Raw genomic sequence first — 25,824 nt, 5'->3', positions numbered from 1 at the left:
CTCAATCGTCGCGGGTCAGCACTTCCAGCAGTTCGATCTCGAAGTGCAGATTCGAATTCGGCTTGATATGCGCGCCGACCTGGCGCTCGCCATAGGCCAGATGCGCCGGCACGAACAGCTTGCGCTTGCCGCCGACCTTCATGCCCAGCAGGCCGATATCCCAGCCCTTGATCACGCGACCGCTGCCGATCACGCACTGGAACGGCTTGCCGCGTTCGTAGGAGGAATCGAAGACGGTGCCGTCCTCCAGCGTGCCGCGGTATTGGGTGGTGATCAGCGCGCCCTTGACCACGGCCTTGCCATCGCCGGGCTGGATATCCTCGATCAGCAGCTCGTCGCTCATCGTCGTCTCGCAAACGTTGGGAAAGGGGCGGCTTTTTCGCAGGAATCGCGCGCTCTGGCAAGCGTGTCCGGGCGTTCAGAACGACTTGAGCATCCGCCCCAGCAGCGCCATTGCGTCTTCGCTGCGGGCGTCCCACGGGTGCCCGTGGTTCAGCCGCGCGCAGTTGCGAAAGCGCCGGGTCGCCGAGAAGATCGGCCCTGGTGCCAGGCTGATGCCCTGGGCTAGCGCCAGTTGCAGCAGCTGCAGCGAATCCACCTGCTCGGGAAACTCGAACCAGAGGAAATAGCCGCCGCTGGGCCGCGTGACCCGCGTGCTGGCCGGGAAATGCCGGGCGGCGGAGGCGAGCATTGCGCCCTGCTGCATTTCCAGCGCATGGCGCAGCTTGCGCAGATGGCGGTCGTAGCCGCCGTGCTGCAGGTAGTCGGCGATGGCCGCCTGCGCCGGCACCGAAGGCGAGATGGTGGTCATCAGCTTGAGCCGGGCGATCTGCTCGGCATAGCGCCCGCCGGCGACCCAGCCGACGCGGTAGCCGGGCGCCAAGCTCTTGGAGAACGAGCCGCAGTGCATCACCAGTCCGTCGCGGTCGTGGCTCTTTACCGGCCGCGGCGGCTCGCGGGTGAAGTACAGCTCGGCGTAGACGTCGTCCTCGATCAGCGGCACCTGATGGCGCTGCAGCAGCTCGTAGAGCTGCTGCTTCTTCGCCTCGCCCATGCTCGCGCCGAGCGGGTTCTGCAGGCTGCTCATGAACCAGCAGGCCTTGATCGGCAGGTGCGCCAGGCGGTCGGCGAGCACGTCCAGATCGATGCCTTCGCGCGGATGCACGGGAATTTCCACCGCCTTGAGCTTGAGCCGTTCCAGCACCTGGAGCGTGGCGTAGAAGGCCGGCGCCTCGATGGCCACCAGATCGCCCGGCTCGGTCACCACCTGCAGGCAGAGGTTCAGCGCCTCCATGGCGCCGGTGGTGATCACCAGCTCGTCCATCGGCAGCATCACGCCGCTGACCATGTAGCGCAGGGCGATCTGTCGGCGCAGATCGGGATTGCCGGCAGTCATCTCGGCGATCACCTCACGCGCCGGCATGTCGCGCACGCTCTGCGCCATCGAGCGCGCCAGGCGTGGCAGCGGAAACAGTTCGGGGCTGGGAAAGGCCGAACCGAACGGCACTGTGGCCGGGTCGCGCAGCGAGGCGAGTACCGAAAACACCAGTTCGCTGACGTCCACATCGGTGGTTTCCGCCGGGCGCGCGCCGATCTCCGGCTCATGCAGCGGCCGCTTGGCGTGTTCGCGGACGAAATAGCCCGAACGCGCCCGCGCCTGAATCAGCCCGCGATCCTCCAGCAGGTAGTAGGCCTGAAATACCGTGGACGGGCTGACACCGTAGGTGCGGCTGGCATGCCGCACCGAGGGCACCTTCTGTCCGGGGGCGAGCACGCCGCTGCGGATCAGTTCGGCAATCTCGTCGGCGAATTTTTCGTAGCGCTTCATCGGGGCCCTGACGGTGGCGGGTAGAGCGGCCAGTCTACTGGCGCAGCGCGGCGAGGGGAGCGACGAAGGTGCTCGGCGTGCGCACCCGGCTGGCCGGCTCGGCCAGGTCGTGGACCTCGAAGTGCAGTTCACGGCTGAATTCGCGCGTGCCGTCGAGCAGCGCGACGCTGACCGGCAGATCGGCGATCTCGCCCGCTGCCAGGCTGACTTCGTTCGGGCCGTGCAGGGCGAACGGACCATCCGTCAGCGTCAGTGCATAGCGGCGCGGCTGCTGCGTCTTGTTGATCAGCTTGAGGCGATACATGTTCTCGATCTGCCCCTGCATGTTCTCGCGGTACAGCGTACGGTCGCGGGTGACGTCCAGCTGCAGTTGCGGCCGCGCATCCAGCGCCCAGACGAAGGCACCGATCATCGCCATCAGCGCCACGGCATAGCCGACCAGGCGCGGCCGGAAGAAGCGCGTTGCGCCGCCGTTGAGCGCGCGTTCGGAGGTGTAGCGCAGCAGGCCACGCGCATAGCCCATCCGATCCATGACGCTGTCGCAAACGTCGATACAGGCGCCGCAGCTGATGCAGTCCAGCTGCAGGCCGTCGCGGATGTCGATCCCGGTGGGGCAAACCTGTACGCACAGCGTGCAGTCGATGCAGTCGCCCAGATTCTGCGCGCGCGGGTCGCTGTCCTTGCGCCGGGCGCCGCGGGCTTCGCCACGCGCGGCATCGTAGGAGACCAGCAGGGTGTCGGCGTCGAACATCACGCTCTGGAAGCGCGAGTACGGACACATGTGCAGGCACACCTGTTCGCGCAGCCAGCCGGCGTTGAGGTAGGTGGCGGCGGTGAAGAACAGCAGCCAGAAGGCGCTGGTGAGGCCGATATCCAGGCGTGTGAGGTCACCTACCAGTTCGCGCACAGGCGTGAAGTAGCCGACGAAGGTCAGCGCCGTGGCTAGGCTGATCGCCAGCCACAGCGCGTGTTTGGCGCTGCGGCGCAGCAGCTTGCCGGGCGACCAGGGCGCGGCGTCGAGCTTGATGCGTTGCAGGCGGTCGCCTTCGGTGACTTTCTCCGCCCACATGAACATCCAGGTCCAGCTGCTCTGCGGGCAGGCGTAACCGCACCAGACGCGACCGGCCAGTACGGTGATGAAGAACAGGCCGAACGCCGCGATGATCAGGAGCGCCGAGAGCAGGATGAAATCCTGCGGCCAGAAGGTCGCGCCGAAGATGTGGAACTGCTGCTGGCCGAGATCCCACAGCACCGCTTGGCGACCGTCCCAGTTCAGCCAGACGGTGCCGAAGTAGAGCAGCATGAGCAGGCCGCCGCCCAACAGGCGCAGGTTACGGAAATAGCCGCTGAAGCTGCGGGTGTGAATCGGCCCGCCACTCTGCGCGGGCGTGAGGCGGATCGGCATGCTCGCGTCGACGGTCTCGATGAGCTGTGCGGGGATGCGGTCGTTCATTTGGTGCTCGCCTCATGGGCAGTTCGGGCGAGCGGATGATCGGTGGCGCGACAGCTGCATAACAGACTCAGATGAAACGCATAAATGCGGATCAGATGGAGCTCAAGCGCGGTGGCCGGACCGTGCTGGCGCGCGCCTTTGACCTGTATCAGTACCCTGGTTTGTATACAGCTGATCCGCTTTTTTTGCGTGCATCTGATCCTGTTGCACGACGGTCGCTGCGTCCATAGTCGGAGCCTTTTGCATCGAGGAGGACGCCGGCAATGAACCAGCAACCGCGGCACGGGGAGGGCGCACGATGATTCTTCAGGGGTTGATTTGGCTGGTGCTGCTGCAGCTGCTTGGCCATGTGCTGAATCTCGTGCTGCTGCCGGCGTTGCCGGGACCGATTCTCGGCATGCTGTTGCTGTTCGTCCTGCTGCTGGCCCGGCGAGGGATTCCGCAGTCGCTGGAAAAGACCGCCGCGCTGCTGCTGCAGTACCTGCCGCTGCTATTGATCGTGCCGGCCGCCGGGATCATGACCAGCGGCTCGGCACTGCTCAATGACCTGCCGGCGATCGCCGCGGGGCTGGTGCTTTCGCTGCTGATTACCGTGCCGTTCTGCGGCTGGCTGATGCAGCGGCTGATCCGCCGTCAAGAGCGACGCGCGGAGGATCAGGTATGAGCGTGCTCGACTGGCGTCTGGCCTGGAATGACGTGCTGGCGCATTCGCTGTTTGCCGTGGTGCTTACGCTGATTGCCTTCCAGCTGGCGCTGATGCTGTACCGGCGCAGCGGCTGGTTGGTGTTGCAGCCGGTGATGATCGGCATGCTGCTGGTGGTCGCGACGCTGACGCTGGTCGGCGTGGAGTATCCGCGCTATCGCGAGGGCGCCGCGCCGATCGCCATGCTGCTGGGGCCAGCCACCGTGGCGCTCGCGGTGCCGCTGTACCGTCACCTGCGGCGCATTCGCCAGTTGTTCTGGCCGATCGTCATCACGCTGGTAGTCGGTGGGCTGCTCTGTGTGGCGCTCACCCTGGCCATCGCCTGGCTGCTGGGTGCCGAACTGCCGGTGCTGATGAGCCTGGCGCCGAAGTCCGCGACCATGCCGATCGCCATGCTGGTAGCCGAGGAGCTGGGCGGTCTGGCTTCGCTGGCGGCGGTGTTCGTCATGCTCACCGGCGTCATCGGTACCGCGCTGGGGCCGCTGCTGCTGCGCTGGGCCGGCGTCGAGCATCCGGCGGCGCGTGGCCTGAGCTACGGCATCAACGCCCACGCCATCGGCACCGCCAGGGCGCTGGAGGAGGGCGACGAGTGCGGCGCCTTCGCGGCGCTGGGCATGAGTCTGCTGGGCATTCTGATCGCGCTGCTGCTGCCGTTCGCGCTGGGGTGAGGAATGCCGAGCGGGGTGGGCGCATTTGTGGCGATAATTCACGCCCCGTCCGACCCCGCAAAGGAATCCGTCATGGTGGTTTTCGAGATCCAACCGATGAGCGCCGAGCGTTATCGGCAGCAGACGCGGCGCAGCACGATGGTAGTCATCGCGATCTTCGCCGTGCTGGCAATGGGGTTTGCCGCCGTGGCGGTGGCGTTGTTCGGCGAGCCGGGCGGCGACAATCTGCGCTGGAACATCGGTGGCGTGCTGGCTGGCCTGCTGCTCACCGTGACGCTGGTGCGTGCGCTTTTCTGGCAGCAACCCTGGATGGCGGCCGCCGCCTATGGCTGGCGGCTCAAGCGCAGCCTGATGAGCATCACCAACCTGATGCATCAGGTGCAGGCCGGCGTCGCTGCACGTGATCCGCAGGCCATGCAGCTGCTGCGTTTCTACCATCTGGGGCTTACCCAGATGCACCAGCTGGACGGTAACAGCGTCGCGCTCAGCGATGCGACGCGCGAGATCGACCAGCACCGCGAACTGATGGAGTCGCTGGGCATGGATATCGATCAGCGGCAGCTCGATAGCGCCTGGCTAGAAACGGTCAAACGCTTCCCGGCGGCGAAGAAGTAACGACTGCAAGGTGGTATTGATCGCCTATCTATCTATTTAATCGATATTTAGCGCGCGAAAATTGCACTCATTACTTCATTGAATCAATACATCATGGCTCCACATTCGCTGCGCCGGTCCTGTCGGGCAGCCTAGAGGAGATTGCCATGATCGAACTGCGTCCCCATGCCGGCCTCGGCCATGCCCATCACGGCTGGCTGAATGCCCGTCACCATTTTTCCTTCGCCGACTATCACGACCCGGCACGCATGCACTGGGGCCGGTTGCGGGTCTGGAACGACGACACCATCGCGCCGCAGTCGGGTTTCCCGGCACATCCGCACCGCGACATGGAAATCATCACCTACGTGCGCCAGGGTGCCATCACTCACGAGGACAGCCTGGGCAATCGCGGCCGCACGGTCGCCGGTGATGTGCAGGTCATGAGTGCCGGCACCGGCATCGTCCACAGCGAGTACAACCTGGAGGACGAGGAGACCCGCATCTTCCAGATCTGGATCTTCCCCGAGCGCTCCGGCCTGGCGCCGTCCTGGGGTACCCGGCCGTTTCCCCGCGGCGAGCGCGCCGGCGCGTTCGTCACGCTGGCCAGCGGTATGCCGGACGACAGCGAGGCGCTGCCGATCCGTGCCAATGCACGATTGGTGGCGGCGACGCTGGCGGCCGGGCAAAGCGCGGACTATTCCATAGGGAACGGCCGCAAGGTCTATCTGGTGCCCGCCAGTGGGCGCATCGAAGTCAACGGCGTGCAGGCCGCGACCGGCGACGGCGTGGCGGTGCGCGATGAAGCGCAGCTGACCGTCACGGCGTTGGAAGACAGCGAGATCGTGCTGGTTGACGTGACCTGAGCCGGATTGGCGGCTCGTTGTACCTGTTTCACCGGGTTGCCGGAACGATGGGCAACCCACGCTTTCAGAAACCCCGAACCCTCCCAGGAGATAGCAAGATGGCGAAGATTCTCGTGCTGTATCACTCGATGTACGGCCATATCGAAACGATGGCCAATGCCGTGGCCGAGGGCGCGCGCCGCGTCGCCGGTGCCGAGGTGACCATCAAGCGCGTGCCGGAAACCATGCCGGCTGAAGTATTCAAGAATGCCGGCGGCAAGACCGATCAGGCGGCGCCCGTGGCGAGCCCGGCCGAACTGCCCGATTACGACGCGATCATCTTCGGTACGCCGACCCGCTTCGGCAACATGTCCGGGCAGATGCGCAATTTCCTCGACCAGACCGGCGGCCTGTGGGCCAAGGGCGCGCTGCACGGCAAGGTCGCCAGCGTGTTCAGCTCGACCGGCACCGGCGGCGGCCAGGAGATGACCATCACCTCGACCTGGACCACCCTGGCGCACCACGGAATGATCATCGTGCCGATCGGCTATGGCACCAGCGAGCTGTTCGACATCTCCGAAACCAATGGCGGCACGCCCTACGGCGCCACCACCATCGCCGGCGGCGACGGCTCCCGCCAGCCGTCGCAGAAGGAGCTGAACATCGCCCGCTTCCAGGGCGAGCACGTCGCCAAACTGACCATGAAGCTCAAGGGCTGAAGCTGCGCCGCAGTTTCAATGCCGCGCGCCTGCGCGGCATTGCTGTACCCGCCGCGCCGGCTGCCCGCTGGTGCGGCGTTCCTTCCTGCTGAAAGCCGGGCGGGCGTCTGGCCGTTCGGTCCTTCTCCTGATTGGCGACGCCCCTCTGGTTTGTCCGGGGTCCGGCGCGTCATACTTCTGCGCCGAGCGCTCGGTGTGGTCGCATGCATCCTGCGGCGCCGAGGCCTCGCATAGCGGCCGTAGCGGTCGTACCTTCCCGCAGCAACGAGATTCCCGATGAAACCCCAACTGCCGTTGGTGAAAAGACTCCCTGTGTTCGGTCTGCTCGCCGGATTTTTCATGCACGCCGCCCTTGCCGCCGAGCCGCCCGCGCTGGACGACAAGCAGGCGTTCATCGACAGCCTGATCGAGCGCATGACCCTCGAGGAGAAGATCGGCCAGCTGCGGCTGATCAGCATCGGCGCCGACATGCCGCAGCCGAAGATTCTCGAGGAACTGCAGGCGGGCCACATCGGCGGCACCTTCAATAGCGTCACCCGCCATGACAACCGCCCCATGCAGGAAGCCGCGCTGCGCAGCCGCCTGGGAGTCCCGATCTTCTTCGCCTACGACGTGGTGCATGGGCACCGCACGATCTTCCCGATCGGTCTCGGCCTGGCGTCGAGCTGGAATCTGCCGACCATCGCCCGCAGCGGTCGTGTGGCGGCCATCGAAGCCAGTGCCGACGGCCTGGACATGACCTTCGCGCCGACCGTCGATATTTCCCGCGACCCGCGCTGGGGACGTACCTCCGAAGGCTTCGGCGAGGACCCGTACCTGGTGTCGGAAATCGCCCGCACGATGGTCAAGGCCTATCAGGGCGAATCCGTCGCGGCGCCGGACAGCATCATGGCGAGCGTCAAGCATTTTGCGCTGTACGGCGCGGTCGAGGGCGGGCGCGACTACAACGTGGTCGACATGAGTCCGATGCGCATGCACCAGGACTTCCTGCCACCGTACCGCGCGGCGGTGGAGGCGGGCGCCGGTGGTGTAATGGTCGCGCTGAACGCCATCAACGGCGTGCCGGCCAGCGCCAACAGCTGGCTGCTGCGCGACCTGTTGCGCCGCGACTGGGGCTTTCGCGGGATGACCGTCAGCGACCACGGCGCGATCAGCGAGCTACTGCGCCACGGCGTCGCGCAGGACGGTCGCCAGGCGGCGCGGCTTGCGCTCAAGGCGGGCATCGACATGAGCATGGCCGACTCGCTGTACCGCGACGAACTGCCCGGGCTGGTGCGCGATGGCGAAATCGAGATCGGCGAGATCAATGCCGCGGTGCGCGAGGTGCTGGGCGCCAAGTACGACATGGGCCTGTTCCACGATCCGCTGCGCCGCATCGGTGCAGCCGCCGACGATCCGCAGGACGTCAATGCCGAGAGTCGCCTGCACCGGGCGGAGGCGCGTGCGGTGGCGCGCGAATCGCTGGTGCTGCTGGAAAACCGCGCGCAGACGCTGCCGCTGAAGAAAAGCGGCACCATCGCGCTGGTTGGTCCGCTGGCCGATTCGCCGCTCGACATGCTCGGCAGCTGGTCGGCCGCCGGTGTTGCCGCGCAGGCTGTGACGCTGCGTCAGGGGCTGACCGCGGCACTGGCCGGCAAGGCGACGCTGCTGCATGCCCGCGGCGCCAATATCACCGACGATCCGCACCTCGTCGAATACCTGAACTTCCTCAACTGGGACACGCCCGAAGTGGTGCAGGACCCGCGCCCGGCCGCGCAAATGATCGCCGAAGCGGTCGCTGCCGCCGAACGCGCCGATGTGGTGATTGCCGCCGTGGGTGAATCGCGCGGCATGTCCCACGAGAGTTCGAGCCGCACCAGTCTGCAGATTCCAGCCAGCCAGCAGGCGCTGCTACGTGCGCTCAAGGCAACCGGCAAGCCGCTGGTGCTGGTACTGATGAATGGCCGGCCGCTGGAGCTTGGCTGGGCCAAGGCCAACGCCGATGCGATCCTGGAAACCTGGTTCAGCGGCACCGAAGGCGGTCACGCCATCGCCGATGTGCTGCTCGGCGACTACAACCCTTCCGGCAAGCTGCCAATCTCCTTTCCGCGCTCGGTGGGGCAGATTCCCACCTACTACAATCACCTGCGCGTCGGGCGTCCCTACGTCGAGGGCAAACCGGGCAACTACACCTCGCAGTACTTCGAGGAACCCACCGGCCCGCTGTACCCGTTCGGCTACGGCCTGAGCTATACCGATTTCGAGCTGTCGCACGTGTCGCTGTCGAGTGTCGAGCTGCGCCTGCCCGGCACCTTGCAGGCGAGCGTGAAGGTGAAGAACAGCGGTTCGCGTGACGGTGCTGCGGTGGTCCAGCTGTACATCCGCGATCAGGTCGCTTCGGTGATTCGCCCGGTCAAAGAACTCAAGGCGTTTCGCAAGGTCATGCTCAAGGCCGGCGAGGAACGTGAGGTTCGCTTCGATATCGGTGAAAAGGATCTGCAGTTCTTCAATGCCCAGCTGCGGCAGGTCGCCGAGCCTGGTGAATTCGAGGTGCAGATCGGGCTCGATTCGCAGCAGGTACACAGCGCGGCATTCACCTTGCGCTGAGTGACGGTGACGCCCGCCTGCCGCCGCTTCGCCGATGCGGCAGGCGCGGCGGAAGTGATGCGGCAGCTGGCCGCAGGTAAGGTGCGCGACCATCTATCCGGCCTGTGTCCGGCGTGGGATGATGCGCCGCCTCGATTGACCCGGCGCGGGAATCATTTAACCCGACGGCAGACCAACAGACAGACCGGCGCCGATCGATGGCCGGCATCATCGTGAAAATCAGGAGGGGATGTGTCACGAAACATTGGTTTCAGGGCAGGCACGCGTAGCGGACGCCTGCTGGGCATGGCGCTGGGCCTGTCCATCAGTCTGTTTGCCGGAAACGGCTGGGCATTCGACCTCGACGACGTGGCAAAGAAGGCCGAGGAGCTGGCGGCTGCCAACTACGCCGCGCCGCAGAGCAACCTGCCGGAAGTGTTCCGCAGCATGGCGTTCGCTGACTACCAGCAACTGCGTTTCCGTCCCGACAAAGCACTCTGGCACGACGCGAAGACTCCGTTCGAGGTGCAGTTCTACCACCAGGGCATGCATTTCAACGTGCCGGTGAAGATCAACGAGATCACCAGCAAGGGCGTCAAGGAAGTCCGCTACGACCCGCAGATGTTCGACTTCGGCCAGGTACAGATCGAACCTGCCGCTCTGGAGAACCTCGGTTTCGCCGGCTTCAAGGTGCTCTATCCGCTGAACGAGCCAAAAAAGGCCGATGAGCTGATCACCCTGCTCGGCGCCAGCTATTTCCGCGTCATCGGCAAGGGTCAGGTTTACGGCCTCTCGGCGCGTGGATTGGCCATCGACACCGCCTTGCCGAGCGGCGAGGAGTTTCCGAGCTTCCGTGAATTCTGGATCGAGCGGCCGCAGGCCGACCGGCGCAATCTGGTGATCTACGCGCTGCTGGATTCGCCGCGGGCCACCGGTGCCTATCGCATGGTGGTAACGCCGGGCAAGGACAGCACCGTCGACGTACAGGCGCGGGTCTACCTGCGCGAGCCGGTGGAAAAGCTCGGCCTCGGCGCGCTCACCAGCATGTACCTGTTCGGCGCCAACCAGCCGAGCGTGCAGCGTAACTATCGTCCGCAGCTGCACGATTCCGAAGGCCTGGCGATTCATGCCGGCAACGGCGAGTGGATCTGGCGACCGCTGAACAACCCTAAGCGCCTGAACATCAGCAGCTACAGCGTGGAGAACCCGCGTGGTTTCGGTCTGTTGCAGCGCACCCGCGATTTCGGCCGCTACGAGGATCTGGACGACCGCTACGAGCTGCGCCCAAGCGGCTGGGTCGAACCGACCGGCGACTGGGGCAAGGGGCACGTCGAGCTGATCGAAATCCCCACGCCGGACGAAACCAACGACAACATCGTCGCCTTCTGGGTACCCGAGCAGCGCCCGGAGCCCGGCAAGTCGCTGGACTTCGCCTACCGCCTGCATTTCACGATGGATGAACCGGCGCTGCACGATCCGGCACTCGCCTGGGTCAGCCAGACGCGTCTGTCCACCGGCGACGTCAAGCAGTCGAACCTGATCCGCCAGCCTGACGGCAGCATCGCGCTGATCGTCGATTTCGTCGGCCCCAACCTTGCGGCGCTGCCGGCCGATGCGCCGGTGAGCACCCGGGTGAGTACAGACGACAACGCCGAACTGGTGGAGAACAGCCTGCGCTATAACCCGGTGAGCAAGGGCTGGCGCCTGACGCTGCGGCTGAAAGTGCGCGACGCGGCACGCCCGGTCGAGCTGCGCGCCGCACTGGTGGAAGGCGAGAAGACGCTTTCCGAAACCTGGAGCTACCAGATTCCAATCCATGAATAACCTGGCGTCAGCGTCCCTCGGCGGACACTATCTCGATCAATTGCCGCTGGCCGACGCCGAACGCCAGGTGCTGGCCGATGAGGTCGCGCGCGAGGGCGGCACGCTCGACGACCTGCATCGCGTCCTCGCCCAGCAGACCCCGGATACTGCGCCCGGCGTGCCGCCTTCGGCCGGTGCGCTGGGCTCGGTCGCCGCGCGGCTGAAGCTTGGCTGGGGCGATACCTTCGAGCGTGGGCGTGCGCTGATGCGCGATCACCAGGCGCGCGTCTGCATCCGCTCGACGCCGCCGATCGTGCGTACCCGCATGGTGCCCGAGCCGTGGCACACCAACGTGCTGCGCCTGAGTTGGTGGCGCCTGCTGCGCAAGAAGAACCGCGCCGTGGAGGTGCCGCCGCCGGTCGAGCGCGACTCGCGCTGGCGCCAGGTGGTTGCCCTGCGCCGCACGTTGCTGCTGACGCTGATGCTGGTGCAGACCGTGATCGCCACCTGGCACATGAAATCCGTGCTGCCCTATCAGGGCTGGGCATTGGTCGATCTGCAGGAAGTCTTCCAGCAGCCGTGGCAGGAATCCGCGCGGCAGATCCTGCCTTACGTGGTGCAGACCAGCATCCTGCTGCTGTTCGCCTTGCTGTTCTGCTGGGTGTCGGTGGGCTTCTGGACGGCACTGATGGGCTTCTTCCAGCTGCTCAAGGGTCGCGACCGCTACAACATTTCCGCCAGCACGCTGGGCAACGAGCCGATCCCGCGCGAAGCGCGTACCGCGCTGGTGATGCCCATTGCCAACGAAGACGTGCCGCGGGTGTTCGCCGGTCTGCGCGCGACCTACGAGTCGCTGCTGGCCACCGGGCAGATCGAGCACTTCGACATCTTCGTGCTCAGCGACAGCAACGATCCCGACATCTGCGTAGCCGAGCAGAAAGCCTGGCTGGAGCTGTGTCGCGAGGTCGACGGCTTCGGCCATATCTTCTACCGCCGGCGCCGGCGTCGGGTGAAGCGCAAGAGCGGCAACATCGACGACTTCTGCCGGCGCTGGGGCAGCAGTTACCGCTACATGGTGGTGCTCGACGCCGACAGCGTGATGAGCGGCGATTGCCTGACCAACCTGGTGCGGCTGATGGAGGCCAATCCGTCCGCCGGCATCATCCAGACGGCGCCCACGGCGTCCGGCATGGACACCCTCTATGCGCGCATGCAGCAGTTCGCCACGCGGGTCTACGGCCCGCTGTTCACCGCCGGACTTAACTTCTGGCAGCTGGGCGAATCGCATTACTGGGGCCACAACGCAATCATCCGGGTCAAGCCGTTCATCGAGCACTGCGCGTTGGCGCCGTTGCCCGGCAAGGGCTCGTTCGCCGGTGCCATCCTCTCTCACGACTTCGTCGAGGCCGCGTTGATGCGCCGCGCCGGCTGGGGGGTGTGGATCGCCTATGACCTGCCGGGCAGCTACGAGGAACTGCCGCCCAACCTGCTCGACGAACTCAAGCGCGACCGCCGCTGGTGCCACGGCAACCTGATGAACTTCCGTCTGTTCCTGGTCAAGGGCATGCACACGGTGCACCGTTTCGTGTTCCTCACCGGTGTGATGTCCTACCTGTCGGCGCCGCTGTGGTTCATCTTCCTGGTGCTGTCCACCGGCCTGCTGGCGATTCACACCCTGATGGTGCCGGAGTACTTCCTGCAGCCTAACCAGCTCTATCCGTTGTGGCCGCAGTGGCATCCGGAAGAGGCCATCATGCTGTTCTCGGCCACGTTGACGCTGCTGTTCCTGCCCAAGCTGCTGAGCGTGCTGCTCATCTGGATCAAGGGCGCGAACGAGTACGGCGGACGGCTGCGGCTGCTGTTGTCGATGCTGCTGGAGTCGCTGTTCTCGATGCTGGCAGCACCGGTGCGCATGCTGTTTCATACGGTATTCGTCACCGCCGCGTTCCTCGGCTGGTCGGTGCAGTGGCAGTCGCCGCAGCGCGCCGACAACGCGACCCCGTGGAGCGAGGCCCTGCGCCGGCATGGTCCGCAGATTTTGCTCGGCGTGCTCTGGACGGCGCTGGTGGGCTGGCTCGACCCGGCGTTCCTGTGGTGGCTGGCGCCGATCGTCGGCTCGCTGATCCTCTCGGCGCCGGTGTCGGTGATCACCAGCCGTACCGGGTTGGGGCTGGCGGCGCTGCGGCGCAAGCTGTTCCTGATTCCCGAGGAATTCAACCCGCCGCAGGAGCTGGCTGCGACCGATCGCTACGCCCGCGAGAATCACGACAACGCCCTGCACGACGGCTTCATCGCCGCGACGGTGGACCCGTTGTACAACGCCCTGGTCTGCGGGATGGCGCGTGCGCGTCACGCCAAGGTGGTACCGGCCGCCGAGCAGTTGCGCGAGCAGCGCATGCAGCAGATTCTCGAAGCCGGCCCCGATGGTGCCGCTGAGGCGGCGCGCTGGCGTCTGCTCAACGACCCCAACGGCATGGCGCGCCTGCATCAGCGCATCTGGCAGGATCCGCGCTATCAGGCCTGGCACGACGCCTACCAGCGCTCCAGAGCATCGTCCGCCGGTTCCTGAAACCGCAACTGGTCACGTTGCCCGACAACGTGGCCAGTGTCTCCCGCGAACCCGCGCGCAACGGGTTCGCTTCGAAGAGTCAGGATGAGCTGGCTCGTCTTCTCGACCTTCTATTCAGTGCAGGTGCTGGCTGCCGTCGGCGTGCTGGTGCACGTTGCGCTGGACGGTGGTATCGGGTTCGTCAGCGACCGGGTGATGTGGGCTCTCGGCCGGTGCGTCGTGGCCGGAATGCTGGCTGCTGTGGTCGTGCATGTCGGGTTCGCCGCCGCCATGCTGGTGGCCTTCGCTCTGCGCGACCAGCGCGCGGTACTGCGCCGCGTCGAGTTGGGGCAGGCGTTCGAGAAACGCCACCATGCCCCAGATGTACGGGTCGCCCATGCTCTTGCCCCAGGCCGGCATGCCACTGGCCTTGATGCCGTGCTTGATGATCCAGAAGGCGCGCGCGGGGTCGCCGCCGGTGCCGAATTGACCAAGCTGGCGCGGCGCGGGGTAGAGGCTCGCGCTCAGCTCCGTGTCGCTCATGCCGGGTGCCAGATGGCAGCCGATGCACATGGCGTGGTAGTTGCCCGCACCGGAGCGGATCAGCGCCGCGTCGTTCAGATCAGGCACGTCGATGCTCCGGCTGCGCACGGCGATCGAGCGCTCACGAGCCATCTCCAGCAGTCGCTCGACCGGCTGCGAGTGCGGTGCATCGGCGGCGACGTTGATCGCGCCGGAATAGACGACGCCGGCAGCGACGACGGTCAACACGGCGCCGGTCAGCGCCAGAGTCTTGATTGTTGTTTTCATCGGGCGGGCTTTTGCTCAAAACCAGAATCGTATGCCGGCGACCAGGCGGGTGTCGCTGACATCCTCGTCTTCGTCACGCAGCAGGTCGGCGGTGTTGCCATAGGCGCGATTCCAGGTAACGCCGATGTAGGGCGCGAACTGGCGATTGATCTCATAGCGCAGACGCAACCCGAAGCCCGCATCGCTGAGTCCTGAACCGACGCCGCGGGCCTCGTCGTTGCGCCCGTGCAGGTTGAGTTCGGCGGTGGGTTGCAGCACCCAGCGCTGGCTCAGCAGGATGTCGTATTCGGCCTCCAGACGCAGCGCGCTCTGGCCACCTTCGCCAAGGAAAGCGGTGGCTTCGGTTTCCAGGCCGAACAGCGGCATGCCCTGCACGCCGAAGGCCGCCCAGGTCTGCGGCGAACCGGGCTTGAAGTCCTGGCGCACGCCGGCAACGGTTTCCCACCAGGGGCCGATGGCGTGGCTCCAGAGCAGCTGCAGCTCGGCTTCTTCGGTATGACCGTCCGTGCGCTCGCCTTCGGAACGGAAGGCCAGGCGGTCGATGTCACCGCCGTACCAGCCGGAAATATCCCAGGCCAGGGCGCTGCCGTCGTCGGCGTCCTGCCACTCTAGTTGATCGGCGAGGAACAGGAAGTTGCTTCCGCCCTGGTGCATGGCATGTGGCGGCAGGTCTGGGAAGGCGGCGGCGCGATCGGCATCACTGAGCGGCGGCACCGATGCAGCCGGTGACGGGGCGGTGACGGGCGGATGCGTCATCGAGCCGTGATCCATGCCGTCATGTTGCATCGGGCTGTGTTGTGCCGCGCCGGCAGGGGGGCCATGCGCGGAATGATCCATGCCCTGCTGCGCCTGTGCCGTCGCCGCCACCGCGCCGGTGGTCAGGGCGAGGACCAGCCTCGCCCCGGCAGCGCTGGCGATAGTCAGTCGTCGCTCAGCGGTCACGCGGCTTGTCCTTGGAGTTCCCCTTGGACGGGTTCTTGTCACGCTGGCTGTTCTCCATGTTGCGATGCTCCATGCCCTGACCCTGATTGACGTCACGGTGCTGCATGCTCTGGCCCATGTTGTCGTGGTCCATCATCTGGCCCTTGCCCATGTGCTCGTCGTGCATCTGCATCATGTTGCCCTGATCCATGCCTTGCTTGGCTGCGCCGCGTTGCGGCTTGACCTGGTTGGCTTGCGAGCTGGCCGGCGTTTTCTCCGGATGGTGGCCGTCGTGCTGGTTCTGCTGTGCCTGCACGGCGGTCAGCTGCAGGGCGGCAGCCAGGCCGCAGGCGATCAGGATGTTTTGCTTGAGCGTGTTCATAGGTTTCTCCTTCACTCTTCTACGCGGACTTCGCGGAACATCCCGAGGTCCATGTGCATCAGCATATGGCAGTGGTAAGCCCAGCGCCCGAGGGCGTCGGCGGTGACACGGTAACTGCGTTTCGCGCCCGGTGGCATGTCGATGGTGTGCTTGCGCACGAGAAAATTACCGTGTTCGTCCTCCAGGTCGCTCCACAGCCCGTGCAGGTGGATGGGGTGGTGCATCATGGTGTCGTTGACCAGCACGATGCGTACCCGCTCGCCGTACTTGAGGCGGATCGGCTCGGCATCGGCGAATGGGATGCCGTCGAACGACCAGGAGAAGCGCTCCATGTGGCCGGTCAGGTGCAGCTCGAGGGTGCGGCTCGGCTCGCGGCCGTCCGGATCGGCGAAGGTGCTGCGCAGGTCGGCATAGGTCAGCACGCGGCGGCCGTTGTCGCGCAGACCGATGCCCGGATCGTCCAGCTTGGGCACGGGCATCATGGTTTGCATGTCCACCAGCGGGTTGTTCGCCTCGCTGGCCGGGTGCGTCTGCATCACGGTTTCGGCGCTCGCACCGTGCCCCATGTCGGCGTGGTTCATCTGGCCGTGATCCATGCCGCCATGCTCCACGTCGCTGCCCGTGGAGGCGGCGCCATGCGCGGCGTGATCGCCGTGGCCCATGTCCTCCATGCTCAGTTCGGGGCGCGGATCGGGCTCGGGCACCGGTGCCTGCAGGCCTTGACGCACCGCCAGGGTGCCGCGAGAAAAGCCCGAGCGGTCCATCGCCTGGGCGAACAGCGTGTAGGCGTCCTGGCTGCCGTCCGGCTCGACGATCACGTCGAGCGTTTCGGCCACCGCCAGGCGCACTTCGTCGACGGTCACCGGTTCGACGTACTGGCCGTCGGCGGCGACCACGGTGAGCTTGAGGCTGGGGATGCTGAAGTCGAAATAGGTCATCGCCGAACCGTTGATCAGCCGCAGGCGAATGCGCTCGCCCGGCTGGAACAGCCCGGTCCAGTTGCCGTCCGGCGCCTGGCCATTGAGCAGGTAGGTGTAGGTGGCGCCGCTGATGTCGGCGAGATCGGTCGGCGACATGTTCATCTTCGCCCAGGCCCAGCGCTCGCTGAAGCTCTCGCGCCAGCCGTTGTCGGCGACATCGTCGATGAAATCGCCGAGGGTGCGGCGGCCCTGGTTGTAGTAGTCCGAACGCTTCTTCAGCTTGGCCAGCACCCGCGCCGGGCTCTCGTCGGTCCAGTCCGAGAGGAACACCACGTAGTCGCGCTCGTAGGCGAACGGCTCTGGCTCGAGGGGATCGATCACCAGCGGGCCATAGACCCCGAGCTGCTCCTGGAGCGCGGAATGGCTGTGGTACCAGTAGGTGCCGCTCTGCTTCACCTTGAAGCGGTACTCGTACATGCCGTCCGGCGCGATGCCGGCGAAGCTAAAGCCCGGTACGCCGTCCATGTTGGCCGGCAGCAGGATGCCGTGCCAGTGAATCGAAGTGTCGTGGGGCAGGCGGTTGCGCACGCGCAGGGTCACGCTGTCGCCCTCGCGCCAGCGCAGCAGCGGGCCGGGGATGCTGCCGTTGATGGCCATGGCGGTGCGGCGGCTGCCGGTGAAATCCACCGTCATCGAGTCGATGGTCAGATCGAACTCGGTGCCGCTGAGTGCCGTTGGCTCACCGGGGCTGGTCAGCGCCCAGACGGGCTGGCGCCACAGCCCGAGCCCGGCGAAGGCGCTGCCGGCGGCAAGGGTTTTGACGAAGGTGCGCCGCGAGCTGTTCGAGTGCATGCAGGTCCTGTTCGATGGTGGCTGTACGCGCTGCTCCAGTGGGCGCGCGAGGCAAACATGTCTGGTCATCATAACGGCGCTCAGCTGACCCGCAGCTGAGCTGCAGATTACCGTTCTGTCAGCTTGATGTGGCCCGCTTGCGGCGCTACAGCAGCTCGATGCCGAAGCGTCGCAGCACGAGCGCCAGCGCACCGAAGCAGATGACGGTCAGCACCGCGCACGCTAGCAGCGTCGGCCAGAAGCCGAGGCGTGGCAGCAGGCGGGGGAATACGAGAAACATCGGCAACGTCGGCAGCACGTACCAGAAGGTGTACCAGGCGTGGTTGGCGATCTTCTCGGTCGGCTGGCGCTCGATGTACAGCCAGATCAGGCTGAGCAGGGTGATCAATGGCAGCGCGGCCAGAAAGCCGCCCAGCTTGTCGCTGCGCTTGGCGGCTTCCGAAACCAGCACCACCACGGCGGCGGTCAGCAGGAACTTGGTGACGATCCAGGCCATGGGCCTCCCGACGACGCGCTGCCGCGAAACTCAGCGTACCGGCTGGCTGCCGAGATAATCGCCCATCACCACGTCACGGCCTTGTTCGGTCAGGCCAATCACTTGGTAGCGCTCATGCGGCTGGCCGTAATCCATGCCCGGCGAGCCGGCCGGCATGCCCGGCACCGCGACGCCGGCGAGATCGTCGCGCTGCTGCAGCTCACGGATCGCCGCGACCGGCACATGGCCTTCGACGAACTTGCCGTCGATCACCCCGGTGTGGCACGAGCCCAGGCGCGGCGCCACGCCCGCGCGCTGCTTGACTGCCGACATGTTGGCCTCGACGTGGTCGCGCACCTCGAAACCGTTGGCTTCCAGATACTTGATCCAGTCCTTGCAGCAGCCGCAGTTGGCGTCGCGATGTACGTCGATCACATCGGCGGCGTGTGCCGCACCGGAGATCAGCAGGGCGGCGAGGGCGGTGAGATAAGGCTTCATGTACGTCTCCAGATCAGGGTTCAGCGACAGCCGCAGCCACCGTTGCCGCCGCAGCCAGTCTGCGCGGCGGGGGTGGATGCGGCGGTGTTGATGGCGGCAGGATAGCCGGCTTCGTCGAGCGCGGCGATCAGCGCCGGACTGTCGGCCTGGCCGGCGACACGGGCGAGCCCGGCGGCCAGGTCGACCTCGACGGCGGTGACGCCGGACACGGCCTGCAGCGCTTCGCTGACATGCTTGACGCAATGGCCGCAGGTCATGCCGGTTACCTTGAGTTCGATGCTGTTCATGTGCGTCTCCCAGGATGGTTGCGTGAACGTGGTTGGATGTTCATCCCTGACATTGTGGCAAGGTCAAGCGCTGTCACCGTCGATGGCGGCGTTGCGCAGGCGCAGCGCGTTGAAGACCACCGAGGCGGAACTGACGCTCATCGCCAGCGCGGCGATCATCGGCGACAGCAGGTGACCGGTCAGCGGGTAGAACAGGCCGGCGGCCAGAGGTATGCCCAGGCTGTTGTAGAGGAAGGCGAAGGTCAGGTTCTGGTGCATGTTGCGCACCGTCGCCACCGACAGGCTGCGCGCACGCAGGATGCCCAGCAGGTCGCCCTTGACCAGGGTGACCTGGGCGCTGTTCATCGCCACGTCGGTGCCGGTGCCCATGGCGATGCCGACGTCGGCGCGCGCCAGCGCCGGCGCGTCGTTGATGCCGTCACCGGCCATCGCCACGCGGTGCCCGGCCTGCTGCAGGGTGGCGGCCAGGCGCTCCTTGTCCTGCGGCTTGACCTCGCCGTGCACCTCCTCGATGCCCAGCTCGCGGGCCACCGCGCGCGCGGTGGTCAGCCCGTCGCCGGTGGCCATGACCACCCGGACGCCATCGGCCTGCAGTCGCTCGACGGCCAGGCGCGAGGTCGGCTTGATCGGGTCGGCCACCGCCAGCAGCCCGGCCAGCGCGCCGTCGACCGCCAGGTACATGATGCTCACGCCATCGGCGCGCAGCGCTTCGGAGCGCTGGCGCAGCGCGCCGCTGTCGACGCCGCCTTCATCCAGCAGCGCGGTGTTGCCGAGCAGCAGCTGGCGGCCGGCGACACGCCCGCGCACGCCGATGCCCGAAGCCGACTCGAAGTGCTCGACCGGGCTCAGCTGCACGCCAGTCCCGCGGGCCCGTTCGACGATGGCGTGGGCCAGCGGGTGCTCGCTGCCCTGGTCGAGGCTGGCGGCCAGTTGCAGCACCTCGTCCTCGCCGAAGCCGGGTGCGGCGACCACGCTGTGGAAGGCCGGGCGGCCCTCGGTGAGGGTGCCGGTCTTGTCGACGATCAGCGTGTCGATCTTGCGCAGGTTCTCGATGGCGCTGGCGTCGCGGAACAGCACGCCGCTGCCGGCGGCCTTGCCGGTGGCGACCATCACCGACATCGGCGTGGCCAGGCCCAGCGCGCAGGGGCAGGCGATGATCAGCACCGCGACTGCGTTGATCAGGCCGAACACCCAGCTCGGCTCCGGGCCCCACAGGCCCCAGCCGAAGAAGGTCAGCATGGCGATGGCGATCACCACCAGCACGAACCAGCCGGCGATAAGGTCGGCCAGGCGCTGCATCGGTGCGCGGCTGCGCTGGGCCTGGGCGACCATCTGCACGATTTGCGCGAGCATGGTCGCCGCGCCGACCTTCTGCGCTTCCATCACCAGGCTGCCGTGGGTGTTCAGCGTGGCGCCGATCAGTGTGTCGCCTACGCGCTTGGTCACCGGCAGCGGCTCGCCGGTGAGCATCGACTCGTCCACTGCGCTTTCGCCCTCGAGCACGCGACCGTCCACCGGAACCTTCTCGCCGGGGCGCACGCGCAGGCGGTCGCCGAGGTGCACGTGGGTCAGGGCGATGTCCTCCTCGCTGCCGTCGGCGTTGATTCGCCGCGCGGTCTTCGGCGCCAGGCCGAGCAGCGATTTGATCGCCGCCGAGGTCTGCGAGCGCGCGCGCAGCTCGAGCATCTGGCCGAGCAGGGTCAGCGAGATGATCACCGCCGCCGCCTCGTAGTAGACGCCGATGCGCCCGTCCTCCAGGAAAGTCGCCGGGAACAGCTGTGGCGCCAGTGTCGCTGCCACGCTGTAGACATAGGCCGCGGCGGTACCCAGGCCGATCAGCGTCCACATGTTCGGGCTGCGCTGGCGGATCGACTGCACCCCGCGCACGAAAAACGGCCAGCCAGCCCAGAGCACCACCGGCGTCGCCAGCAGCAGTTCCACCCAGTTCTGCGTGGCGCCGTGGAACAGCGCCAGCGAATGCCCGGCCATCGCCAGCAGGGTGACGATCACCGTCAGCGGCAGGGTCCACCAGAAGCGCCGGGAAAAATCGCGCAGCTCGGGGTTTTCCTGTTCCTCCAGTTCGGGGATCACCGGCTCCAGCGCCATGCCGCACTTGGGGCAGGTGCCGGGGCCGATCTGGCGAATCTCCGGGTGCATGGGGCAGGTGTATTCGGCGCCCGCGTCGGCTTCGACCGGCGCCGCCGCAGCGGGCTCGGTGCCGGCATAGCGCTGCGGCTCGCTGATGAAACGGTCCAGGCAGCGCTGGCTGCAGAAGTGGTAATCGTGCCCGCCGTGGCTGGCATGCAGCGCACTGTCGCTGGCCACCGGCATGCCGCACACCGGGTCGTGCTCGGTCGCGGCTTCGGCGGCGTGCGCTGGGTGCGGGTGATTGTGGGCGGGGTGGTGATGCGCGTGGGAGTGGTTGCCGGGCTGGTCAGCGGTCGCCATCGTGGCCTCCGTGTCTGTGGCCGAACAGGTGCAGTAGCGGGCAGAGCAGCAGGATCAGGTAAGGCAGTGCTTCGGCGGTATGCGTCAGATGTTCGCGCACCAGGTAGAACAGCGCGATCGACGCCAGCATCAGCAGGGCGATGCCGGCGGGGCTGCGGCAGAAAGGCTGGGGAGTTCCGCTGCGTTGCATGGCCGGCCTCCGGAATGGGATGGTTTCACCATAGTCCTCGCCGCCTTACGCCGCGCTGATAGAAAGATTACGTTTCTGTCAGCTGATGGCGCGGCGGCCGTTGCGGCTGCCACACTTCGCCCATCGCCGAGCCGAGGAACGGGACATGAAACTGCTGGTCGCCGAAGACGAACCGAAAACCGGCACCTACCTGCAGCAGGGGCTGAGCGAGGCGGGTTTCACCGTCGACCGCGTCACCACCGGCACCGATGCTCTGCAGCACGCGCTGAGCTCGCCCTACGATCTGCTGATCCTTGATGTGATGATGCCGGGCCTGGACGGCTGGGACGTGCTGCGCCTGGTGCGCGCCTCGGGCAACGAGGTACCGGTGCTGTTCCTCACCGCGCGCGACCGCGTCGAGGACCGAGTCAAGGGGCTGGAACTGGGCGCCGACGACTACCTGGTCAAACCGTTCGCCTTTTCCGAGTTGCTGGCGCGGGTGCGCACGCTGCTGCGCCGCGGCAATGCGGCGACGCTGCAAACCCAACTCAGGATCGCCGATCTCGAGGTCGACTTGCTCAAGCGCCGCGCCACGCGCGCCGGCCAGCGTATTGACCTGACCGCCAAGGAATTCGCCCTGCTGGAGCTCTTGCTGCGCCGGCGTGGCGAAGTGCTGCCCAAGTCGCTGATCGCCTCGCAGGTGTGGGATATGAACTTCGACAGCGACACCAACGTCATCGAGGTGGCGATCCGCCGGCTGCGGGCGAAGATCGACGACGGCTTCGAACCCAAGCTGATCCACACCGCGCGCGGCATGGGCTACATGCTCGACGAGCCGGACGCACCATGACGCGGCTGTCGCTGACCGCGCGGCTGAGCCTGATGTTCATGCTCGCCGTCACCGGCGTACTGGCGGCGGCCGGCTACTTCTTCGGCCAGCTAAGCCGGCACCATTTCGACGAACTCGACCGCCACTCCCTGCACGAGAAGCTTGAGGCCGGGCGCCGCCTGCTCAGCGGGCTGGACGATCTGCAGGATTTCGAGCGGGTTCGCCCGCAGCTGCAGGCGCTGCTCGGCGGGCACAGCGAAATGCGTGGCTTCGTCTTCGATGAGACGGGCGCGCAGCTGTATCCCGAAGCGCGGCGCGCGTTGGCCGAACCACGGCTGCTGGAGCTGGTCGGGCAGCGGGCCGGCGAGCTGCAGCTGGATGGGCGCGTCTGGCGCGGCGAGGCGGGGCATGTGCTGATCGGCTCGCAGCGCCTGACCTTGCTGGTATTGCTGGATGTCACCGTGCACAAGGCGTTCTTCCATACCTTCAGCGGCTGGCTGTGGGGTGCGTTGGTGCTCTGCGCGGCGCTCAGCGGGTTGCTCGGCTGGCTGCTGGTGCGCCGCGGGCTGCAACCGCTGCGCGAGGTGACCCAGGTGGCCGCCTCGGTGTCGGCCCGCTCGCTGCGCGAGCGCATCCCCGATGAGTCGATCCCGGCAGAACTGCAGCAGCTGGTGCAGGCCTTCAACGCCATGCTGGCGCGGCTGGAGGATGCCTTCGTGCGGCTGTCGAACTTCTCCGCCGACATCGCCCACGAGCTGCGCACGCCGCTGAGCAACCTGATGACCCACACCGAGGTGGCGCTGACCCGCGCGCGCACGCTCGATCAGTACCAGGACAACCTGCATTCCAACCTCGAGGAGCTGCAGCGCATGTCGCGGATGATCGACGACATGCTGTTCCTGGCCAAGGCCGACAACGGCCTGATCGTCCCCGATGCGCAGCCGGTGGCGCTGGAAGCGCTGTGCGCGCAGCTGCTGGATTTCTACCAGCTCTCGGCAGACGAGCGCGGCATCCGCTTCGAGTTGAGCGGCGACGGCACCGTTCAGGGCGACTTGTCGATGCTGCGCCGGGCACTGTCCAACCTGCTGTCCAATGCGCTGCGCTACACGCCGGATGCCGGGGTGATTCGCGTGACCATCGAGCGCAGCGCCGATTGCGTGGTGCTTGAGGTGAGCAATCCCGGCACGACCATCGCGCCCGAGCATCTGGAGCGCCTGTTCGACCGCTTCTACCGGGTCGACCCGGCACGCCGCGAGGGCAGCCCGCGCAATGCCGGCCTGGGGCTGGCGATCACCCGCTCAATCGTGCAGGCCCATCGCGGTCGTATCCACTGCCGCTCCGAGCAGGGTTGGACGACTTTTCGCCTGGAGTTCCCCAGCTGATCAGCGCTGCAACGGCACCGTCAGCGATACGCGCAGGCCCTCGGCCTGGCTGTCGAAGGCGAGGGTGCAGTCGCAGCGCTGGGCGATCGCCTGGACGATGGCCAGGCCCAGGCCGCTGCCACTGCTGGCGGCGTGGCGCCAGAAGCGTCGGGTCAGGTGATCGCGATGTTCGGCGGCGATGCCTGGTCCCTGGTCGCGAACTTCGAAGCGCACGCGCGCGGCTTCAGCGTGCAGGGTCAGCGTGACGGCAGTGCCCGGCGCGGTGTGGCGCTGGGCGTTCTCCAGCAGGTTGCGCAGCGCGGCGATAGCCAGCAGCGGCGGCATCGCCAGCGGCGTGTCCGGCAGTTCTGCCGGGAGTTGCAACAGGATTGGCGCGCCGTCACCGCCACTGGCGTCCTGAATCGCCAGCCGCGCGACCTTGGCAGCCGAGCATTGCAGGCCATCGTCGAAATCCAGACTGCCTTCCACCCGGGCCAGCAACAGCAGCTGTTCCAGCGTGCGCTGCAGGCGATCGGCGCCCGCCTCGGCGTTGGCCAGTGCCTGTTCGGCGGCGGCGCCGTCGGTCATGCGCGCCACCTGCAGGTGGGTCTTGATCGCCGTTAGCGGGCTGCGCAGCTCGTGGGCGGCGTCGCCGGTCAGCCGGCGTTCGCGTTCGATTGCCTGGGCGATGCGCTGGAACAGCTGGTTCTGCGTCTGCACCAGCGGCAGCAACTCTGGCGGCAGGCCATCGACCGGCAAGGGTTCGAGGGAGTCGGCGCTACGTCGGGTCAGTGCCTCGCGAATCCGCCGCACGGGCGCCAGCCCACGGCCGAGGCCAAGCCAGAGCAGACCCAGGCTGCCGAGCAGAGCGACTGCCACCGGCAGCGCCGCCGCCAGCAACACCGAGCGCTTCAGCGCGGCACGCTCATCCAGGCGGTCGGCCGTGGTGATGCGCAGCTCGCCTTGCACCAGGGTGAAGCTGCGCCAGGGCACGCCGTCGATCAACTGGTCGCGAAAGCCGTTCTGCTCGGCATCCAGCTGCTGGTCGGGCGCAGTGTGGCTGCGCGCTAGGACTTCGCCACGCAGCGAGCTGACCTGGCAGGCCAGGCCATTGGGAATGCCCAGCTGTTCGGCGCTCAGACGTTGCGTCGGCCCGTCGCCGGGCAGCGGTTGCGGCAACTGCACCAGCAGGCCGGCGACCATGCGCGCCGAGGCGGCCAGGCGCTGGTCGAGCGAGAGCATCATCTGGCTGCGCAGATCGACCAGCATCCAGGTCGCGGCCAGCACCCAGAGCAGCACGAAGGCCGAGCCGAGCATCAAGGTCAGGCGCAGACGCAGGCTCATGGCGCCTCCTCGTCGTCTGCGAGGCCGAGGCGGTAGCCGAGGCCCCGCACGGTTTCGACGATGCCGCTGCCGAGCTTGCGGCGCAGGTGGTGGATGTGCACGTTGAGCGCGTTGCTCTCGACGTCGTCGGCAAAACCGTAGACCGCGTCCTTGAGCTGCTCGCTGCTGAGCACCCGGCCCTGATTGTTGAACAGCGCCTGCAGCAGTGCCTGTTCACGGCGCGACAGGTCGACCGGCTGGCCGTCCAGGCGCGCTTCGCAGCGGCTCGGGTCGTAGCTCAACCGGCCATGTTCGATGAGGTTGACGCTGCGCCCGGACATGCGCCGCATCAGCGTGTGCAGGCGCGCGGCCAGTTCGCGCAAGTCGAAGGGCTTGAGCAGGTAATCGTCGGCACCCGCCTGCAGGCCGGTGACCCGGTCGCTGACCGAATCGCGCGCGGTGAGCACCAGCACCGGCAGCTCCAGGCCCTGCTGGCGCAGGCGCTGCAACAGGGCGAGGCCGTCTTCGTCGGGCAGGCCGAGGTCGAGGATCAGCACATCGAAGTGCGCCGCACGCAGCAGGGCTTGGGCATTCGCCGCGGTCGCGGCATGGTCGACGGTCAGACCCTGGGCATTGAGCCCGGCGACGATGCCGCTGGCGATCAGCGCGTCGTCTTCGGCAAGCAGCACGTGCATGGGTAGGTTCCGGCGAAATAGCTCAAGGATGGACCTTAGCGATTAAGGCAGCGTTATGCAGCTCCGTGCGGCGGCGTTAATGGCGCGTTAATCCCGCGTCGGCATGCTGCCCGGCAGTCATTTATTGG

Annotated in this window: 24 protein-coding genes; 10 read left to right on the top strand and 14 right to left on the bottom strand. The window is 66.7% G+C overall.

Translation table 11 applies throughout. The features are described from left to right. Position 1: 1 nt before the first annotated feature. From AC0ZJQ_RS12545 to ccoG, 3 genes are all read right to left on the bottom strand, one after another. The gene (locus AC0ZJQ_RS12545; RefSeq protein ID WP_054093294.1) at positions 2–343 is read right to left on the bottom strand and encodes an FKBP-type peptidyl-prolyl cis-trans isomerase; all 342 of its coding nucleotides are present in this window, start codon (positions 341–343) and stop codon (positions 2–4) included. Between the two features lie 75 nt (positions 344–418). Next, complete coding sequence (gene mapR / locus AC0ZJQ_RS12540; protein WP_155550395.1) at positions 419–1,828, bottom strand: GntR family transcriptional regulator MpaR; 1,410 nt, start codon at positions 1,826–1,828, stop codon at positions 419–421. A gap of 34 nt (positions 1,829–1,862) precedes the next feature. Beyond that, a complete protein-coding gene (ccoG, locus tag AC0ZJQ_RS12535) occupies positions 1,863–3,281 on the bottom strand; it encodes a cytochrome c oxidase accessory protein CcoG (RefSeq protein WP_476476766.1) in 1,419 nt (472 codons plus the stop codon). Positions 3,282–3,579: 298 nt separating this feature from the next. Between ccoG and AC0ZJQ_RS12530 the strand changes: the two genes are divergently transcribed. The 8 genes from AC0ZJQ_RS12530 (at position 3,580) to mdoH (ending at position 13,747) form a co-directional block, all read left to right on the top strand. After that, on the top strand, positions 3,580–3,945 hold the full coding sequence (locus AC0ZJQ_RS12530; RefSeq protein ID WP_476476765.1) for a CidA/LrgA family protein: 366 nt from the start codon (positions 3,580–3,582) through the stop codon (positions 3,943–3,945). Beyond that, positions 3,942–4,652: an LrgB family protein gene (locus tag AC0ZJQ_RS12525; RefSeq protein WP_043297239.1), complete on the top strand. Its 711-nt coding sequence runs from the start codon at positions 3,942–3,944 to the stop codon at positions 4,650–4,652. The genes AC0ZJQ_RS12530 and AC0ZJQ_RS12525 overlap by 4 nt, the downstream gene beginning before the upstream one ends. A gap of 72 nt (positions 4,653–4,724) precedes the next feature. After that, positions 4,725–5,267, top strand: a complete 543-nt coding sequence (locus AC0ZJQ_RS12520; RefSeq protein WP_476476764.1) for a DUF3087 domain-containing protein — start codon at positions 4,725–4,727, stop codon at positions 5,265–5,267. 146 nt (positions 5,268–5,413) lie between these two features. Then, positions 5,414–6,112: a pirin family protein gene (locus AC0ZJQ_RS12515; RefSeq protein ID WP_008570369.1), complete on the top strand. Its 699-nt coding sequence runs from the start codon at positions 5,414–5,416 to the stop codon at positions 6,110–6,112. Positions 6,113–6,210: 98 nt separating this feature from the next. Continuing rightward, on the top strand, positions 6,211–6,810 hold the full coding sequence (wrbA, locus tag AC0ZJQ_RS12510; RefSeq protein WP_155550400.1) for an NAD(P)H:quinone oxidoreductase: 600 nt from the start codon (positions 6,211–6,213) through the stop codon (positions 6,808–6,810). A 297-nt stretch (positions 6,811–7,107) separates the two neighbouring features. Next, on the top strand, positions 7,108–9,396 hold the full coding sequence (bglX, locus tag AC0ZJQ_RS12505) for a beta-glucosidase BglX (protein WP_237263620.1): 2,289 nt from the start codon (positions 7,108–7,110) through the stop codon (positions 9,394–9,396). Positions 9,397–9,681: 285 nt separating this feature from the next. Beyond that, positions 9,682–11,199: a glucan biosynthesis protein G gene (locus tag AC0ZJQ_RS12500; RefSeq protein WP_476477779.1), complete on the top strand. Its 1,518-nt coding sequence runs from the start codon at positions 9,682–9,684 to the stop codon at positions 11,197–11,199. Beyond that, a complete protein-coding gene (gene mdoH, locus AC0ZJQ_RS12495) occupies positions 11,192–13,747 on the top strand; it encodes a glucans biosynthesis glucosyltransferase MdoH (RefSeq protein ID WP_476476763.1) in 2,556 nt (851 codons plus the stop codon). The genes AC0ZJQ_RS12500 and mdoH overlap by 8 nt, the downstream gene beginning before the upstream one ends. Before the next feature lie 114 nt (positions 13,748–13,861). Here the strand turns inward: mdoH and AC0ZJQ_RS12490 are convergent, their stop codons facing one another. The 9 genes from AC0ZJQ_RS12490 to AC0ZJQ_RS12450 form a co-directional block, all read right to left on the bottom strand. Then, positions 13,862–14,536, bottom strand: a complete 675-nt coding sequence (locus tag AC0ZJQ_RS12490; RefSeq protein WP_155550403.1) for a c-type cytochrome — start codon at positions 14,534–14,536, stop codon at positions 13,862–13,864. Positions 14,537–14,551: 15 nt separating this feature from the next. Continuing rightward, positions 14,552–15,373, bottom strand: coding sequence for a copper resistance protein B (locus AC0ZJQ_RS12485; protein WP_165594746.1), 822 nt, complete (start codon positions 15,371–15,373; stop codon positions 14,552–14,554). A gap of 94 nt (positions 15,374–15,467) precedes the next feature. After that, positions 15,468–15,839 (bottom strand): hypothetical protein, encoded by a 372-nt coding sequence (locus AC0ZJQ_RS12480; protein WP_155550404.1) that lies wholly within the window; start codon positions 15,837–15,839, stop codon positions 15,468–15,470. 11 nt (positions 15,840–15,850) lie between these two features. Then, entirely contained in the window at positions 15,851–17,611 is a 1,761-nt protein-coding gene (locus AC0ZJQ_RS12475; RefSeq protein WP_008570360.1) for a copper resistance system multicopper oxidase, read from the bottom strand. 145 nt (positions 17,612–17,756) lie between these two features. Continuing rightward, positions 17,757–18,107, bottom strand: coding sequence for a DUF3147 family protein (locus AC0ZJQ_RS12470; RefSeq protein ID WP_008570359.1), 351 nt, complete (start codon positions 18,105–18,107; stop codon positions 17,757–17,759). 30 nt (positions 18,108–18,137) lie between these two features. Next, positions 18,138–18,584, bottom strand: a complete 447-nt coding sequence (locus tag AC0ZJQ_RS12465; RefSeq protein ID WP_008570358.1) for a DUF411 domain-containing protein — start codon at positions 18,582–18,584, stop codon at positions 18,138–18,140. Positions 18,585–18,604: 20 nt separating this feature from the next. Continuing rightward, positions 18,605–18,871 carry a CopZ family metallochaperone gene (locus tag AC0ZJQ_RS12460; RefSeq protein ID WP_008570357.1) on the bottom strand — a complete coding sequence of 89 codons (267 nt, stop codon included), beginning with the start codon at positions 18,869–18,871 and terminating at the stop codon, positions 18,605–18,607. A gap of 63 nt (positions 18,872–18,934) precedes the next feature. Continuing rightward, on the bottom strand, positions 18,935–21,202 hold the full coding sequence (locus AC0ZJQ_RS12455; RefSeq protein WP_155550625.1) for a heavy metal translocating P-type ATPase: 2,268 nt from the start codon (positions 21,200–21,202) through the stop codon (positions 18,935–18,937). A gap of 103 nt (positions 21,203–21,305) precedes the next feature. Then, positions 21,306–21,509 (bottom strand): DUF2933 domain-containing protein, encoded by a 204-nt coding sequence (locus AC0ZJQ_RS12450; protein ID WP_314019202.1) that lies wholly within the window; start codon positions 21,507–21,509, stop codon positions 21,306–21,308. Between the two features lie 145 nt (positions 21,510–21,654). Here AC0ZJQ_RS12450 and AC0ZJQ_RS12445 point away from each other — a divergent pair, with 145 nt between their 5' ends. After that, positions 21,655–22,338: a heavy metal response regulator transcription factor gene (locus AC0ZJQ_RS12445; protein WP_003289221.1), complete on the top strand. Its 684-nt coding sequence runs from the start codon at positions 21,655–21,657 to the stop codon at positions 22,336–22,338. Next, the gene (locus AC0ZJQ_RS12440) at positions 22,335–23,699 is read left to right on the top strand and encodes a heavy metal sensor histidine kinase (protein WP_476476762.1); all 1,365 of its coding nucleotides are present in this window, start codon (positions 22,335–22,337) and stop codon (positions 23,697–23,699) included. Before AC0ZJQ_RS12445 ends, AC0ZJQ_RS12440 begins: the two co-directional genes overlap by 4 nt. Here AC0ZJQ_RS12440 and AC0ZJQ_RS12435 read toward each other — a convergent pair whose 3' ends face one another. Next, a complete protein-coding gene (locus AC0ZJQ_RS12435) occupies positions 23,700–25,022 on the bottom strand; it encodes an ATP-binding protein (RefSeq protein WP_476476761.1) in 1,323 nt (440 codons plus the stop codon). Continuing rightward, positions 25,019–25,696: a response regulator gene (locus tag AC0ZJQ_RS12430; RefSeq protein ID WP_476476760.1), complete on the bottom strand. Its 678-nt coding sequence runs from the start codon at positions 25,694–25,696 to the stop codon at positions 25,019–25,021. Before AC0ZJQ_RS12430 ends, AC0ZJQ_RS12435 begins: the two co-directional genes overlap by 4 nt. Positions 25,697–25,824 lie beyond the last annotated feature (128 nt).

The organism is Stutzerimonas sp. 21-1, from assembly GCF_056336065.1.
The sequence above is the reverse complement of the archived record's forward strand: the minus strand, read 5'-3'. Positions and strand labels throughout refer to the sequence as shown.

Bases quoted from the DNA above. Each gene is read 5' to 3' on its own strand.
- AC0ZJQ_RS12525 (WP_043297239.1), top strand. From the start codon at position 3,942: ATGAGCGTGCTCGACTGGCGTCTGGCCTGGAATGACGTGCTGGCGCAT.
- AC0ZJQ_RS12445 (WP_003289221.1), top strand. From the start codon at position 21,655: ATGAAACTGCTGGTCGCCGAAGACGAACCGAAAACCGGCACCTACCTG.
- AC0ZJQ_RS12500 (WP_476477779.1), top strand. From the start codon at position 9,682: ATGGCGCTGGGCCTGTCCATCAGTCTGTTTGCCGGAAACGGCTGGGCA.
- mapR (WP_155550395.1), bottom strand. From the start codon at position 1,828: ATGAAGCGCTACGAAAAATTCGCCGACGAGATTGCCGAACTGATCCGC.
- ccoG (WP_476476766.1), bottom strand. From the start codon at position 3,281: ATGAACGACCGCATCCCCGCACAGCTCATCGAGACCGTCGACGCGAGC.
- AC0ZJQ_RS12545 (WP_054093294.1), bottom strand. From the start codon at position 343: ATGAGCGACGAGCTGCTGATCGAGGATATCCAGCCCGGCGATGGCAAG.
- AC0ZJQ_RS12515 (WP_008570369.1), top strand. From the start codon at position 5,414: ATGATCGAACTGCGTCCCCATGCCGGCCTCGGCCATGCCCATCACGGC.
- wrbA (WP_155550400.1), top strand. From the start codon at position 6,211: ATGGCGAAGATTCTCGTGCTGTATCACTCGATGTACGGCCATATCGAA.
- AC0ZJQ_RS12470 (WP_008570359.1), bottom strand. From the start codon at position 18,107: ATGGCCTGGATCGTCACCAAGTTCCTGCTGACCGCCGCCGTGGTGGTG.
- AC0ZJQ_RS12450 (WP_314019202.1), bottom strand. From the start codon at position 21,509: ATGCAACGCAGCGGAACTCCCCAGCCTTTCTGCCGCAGCCCCGCCGGC.
- AC0ZJQ_RS12475 (WP_008570360.1), bottom strand. From the start codon at position 17,611: ATGCACTCGAACAGCTCGCGGCGCACCTTCGTCAAAACCCTTGCCGCC.
- AC0ZJQ_RS12430 (WP_476476760.1), bottom strand. From the start codon at position 25,696: ATGCACGTGCTGCTTGCCGAAGACGACGCGCTGATCGCCAGCGGCATC.
- AC0ZJQ_RS12440 (WP_476476762.1), top strand. From the start codon at position 22,335: ATGACGCGGCTGTCGCTGACCGCGCGGCTGAGCCTGATGTTCATGCTC.
- AC0ZJQ_RS12520 (WP_476476764.1), top strand. From the start codon at position 4,725: ATGGTGGTTTTCGAGATCCAACCGATGAGCGCCGAGCGTTATCGGCAG.
- AC0ZJQ_RS12460 (WP_008570357.1), bottom strand. From the start codon at position 18,871: ATGAACAGCATCGAACTCAAGGTAACCGGCATGACCTGCGGCCATTGC.
- AC0ZJQ_RS12480 (WP_155550404.1), bottom strand. From the start codon at position 15,839: ATGAACACGCTCAAGCAAAACATCCTGATCGCCTGCGGCCTGGCTGCC.
- AC0ZJQ_RS12435 (WP_476476761.1), bottom strand. From the start codon at position 25,022: ATGAGCCTGCGTCTGCGCCTGACCTTGATGCTCGGCTCGGCCTTCGTG.
- AC0ZJQ_RS12455 (WP_155550625.1), bottom strand. From the start codon at position 21,202: ATGCCGGTGGCCAGCGACAGTGCGCTGCATGCCAGCCACGGCGGGCAC.
- mdoH (WP_476476763.1), top strand. From the start codon at position 11,192: ATGAATAACCTGGCGTCAGCGTCCCTCGGCGGACACTATCTCGATCAA.
- AC0ZJQ_RS12530 (WP_476476765.1), top strand. From the start codon at position 3,580: ATGATTCTTCAGGGGTTGATTTGGCTGGTGCTGCTGCAGCTGCTTGGC.
- AC0ZJQ_RS12485 (WP_165594746.1), bottom strand. From the start codon at position 15,373: ATGGATCATTCCGCGCATGGCCCCCCTGCCGGCGCGGCACAACACAGC.
- AC0ZJQ_RS12490 (WP_155550403.1), bottom strand. From the start codon at position 14,536: ATGAAAACAACAATCAAGACTCTGGCGCTGACCGGCGCCGTGTTGACC.
- AC0ZJQ_RS12465 (WP_008570358.1), bottom strand. From the start codon at position 18,584: ATGAAGCCTTATCTCACCGCCCTCGCCGCCCTGCTGATCTCCGGTGCG.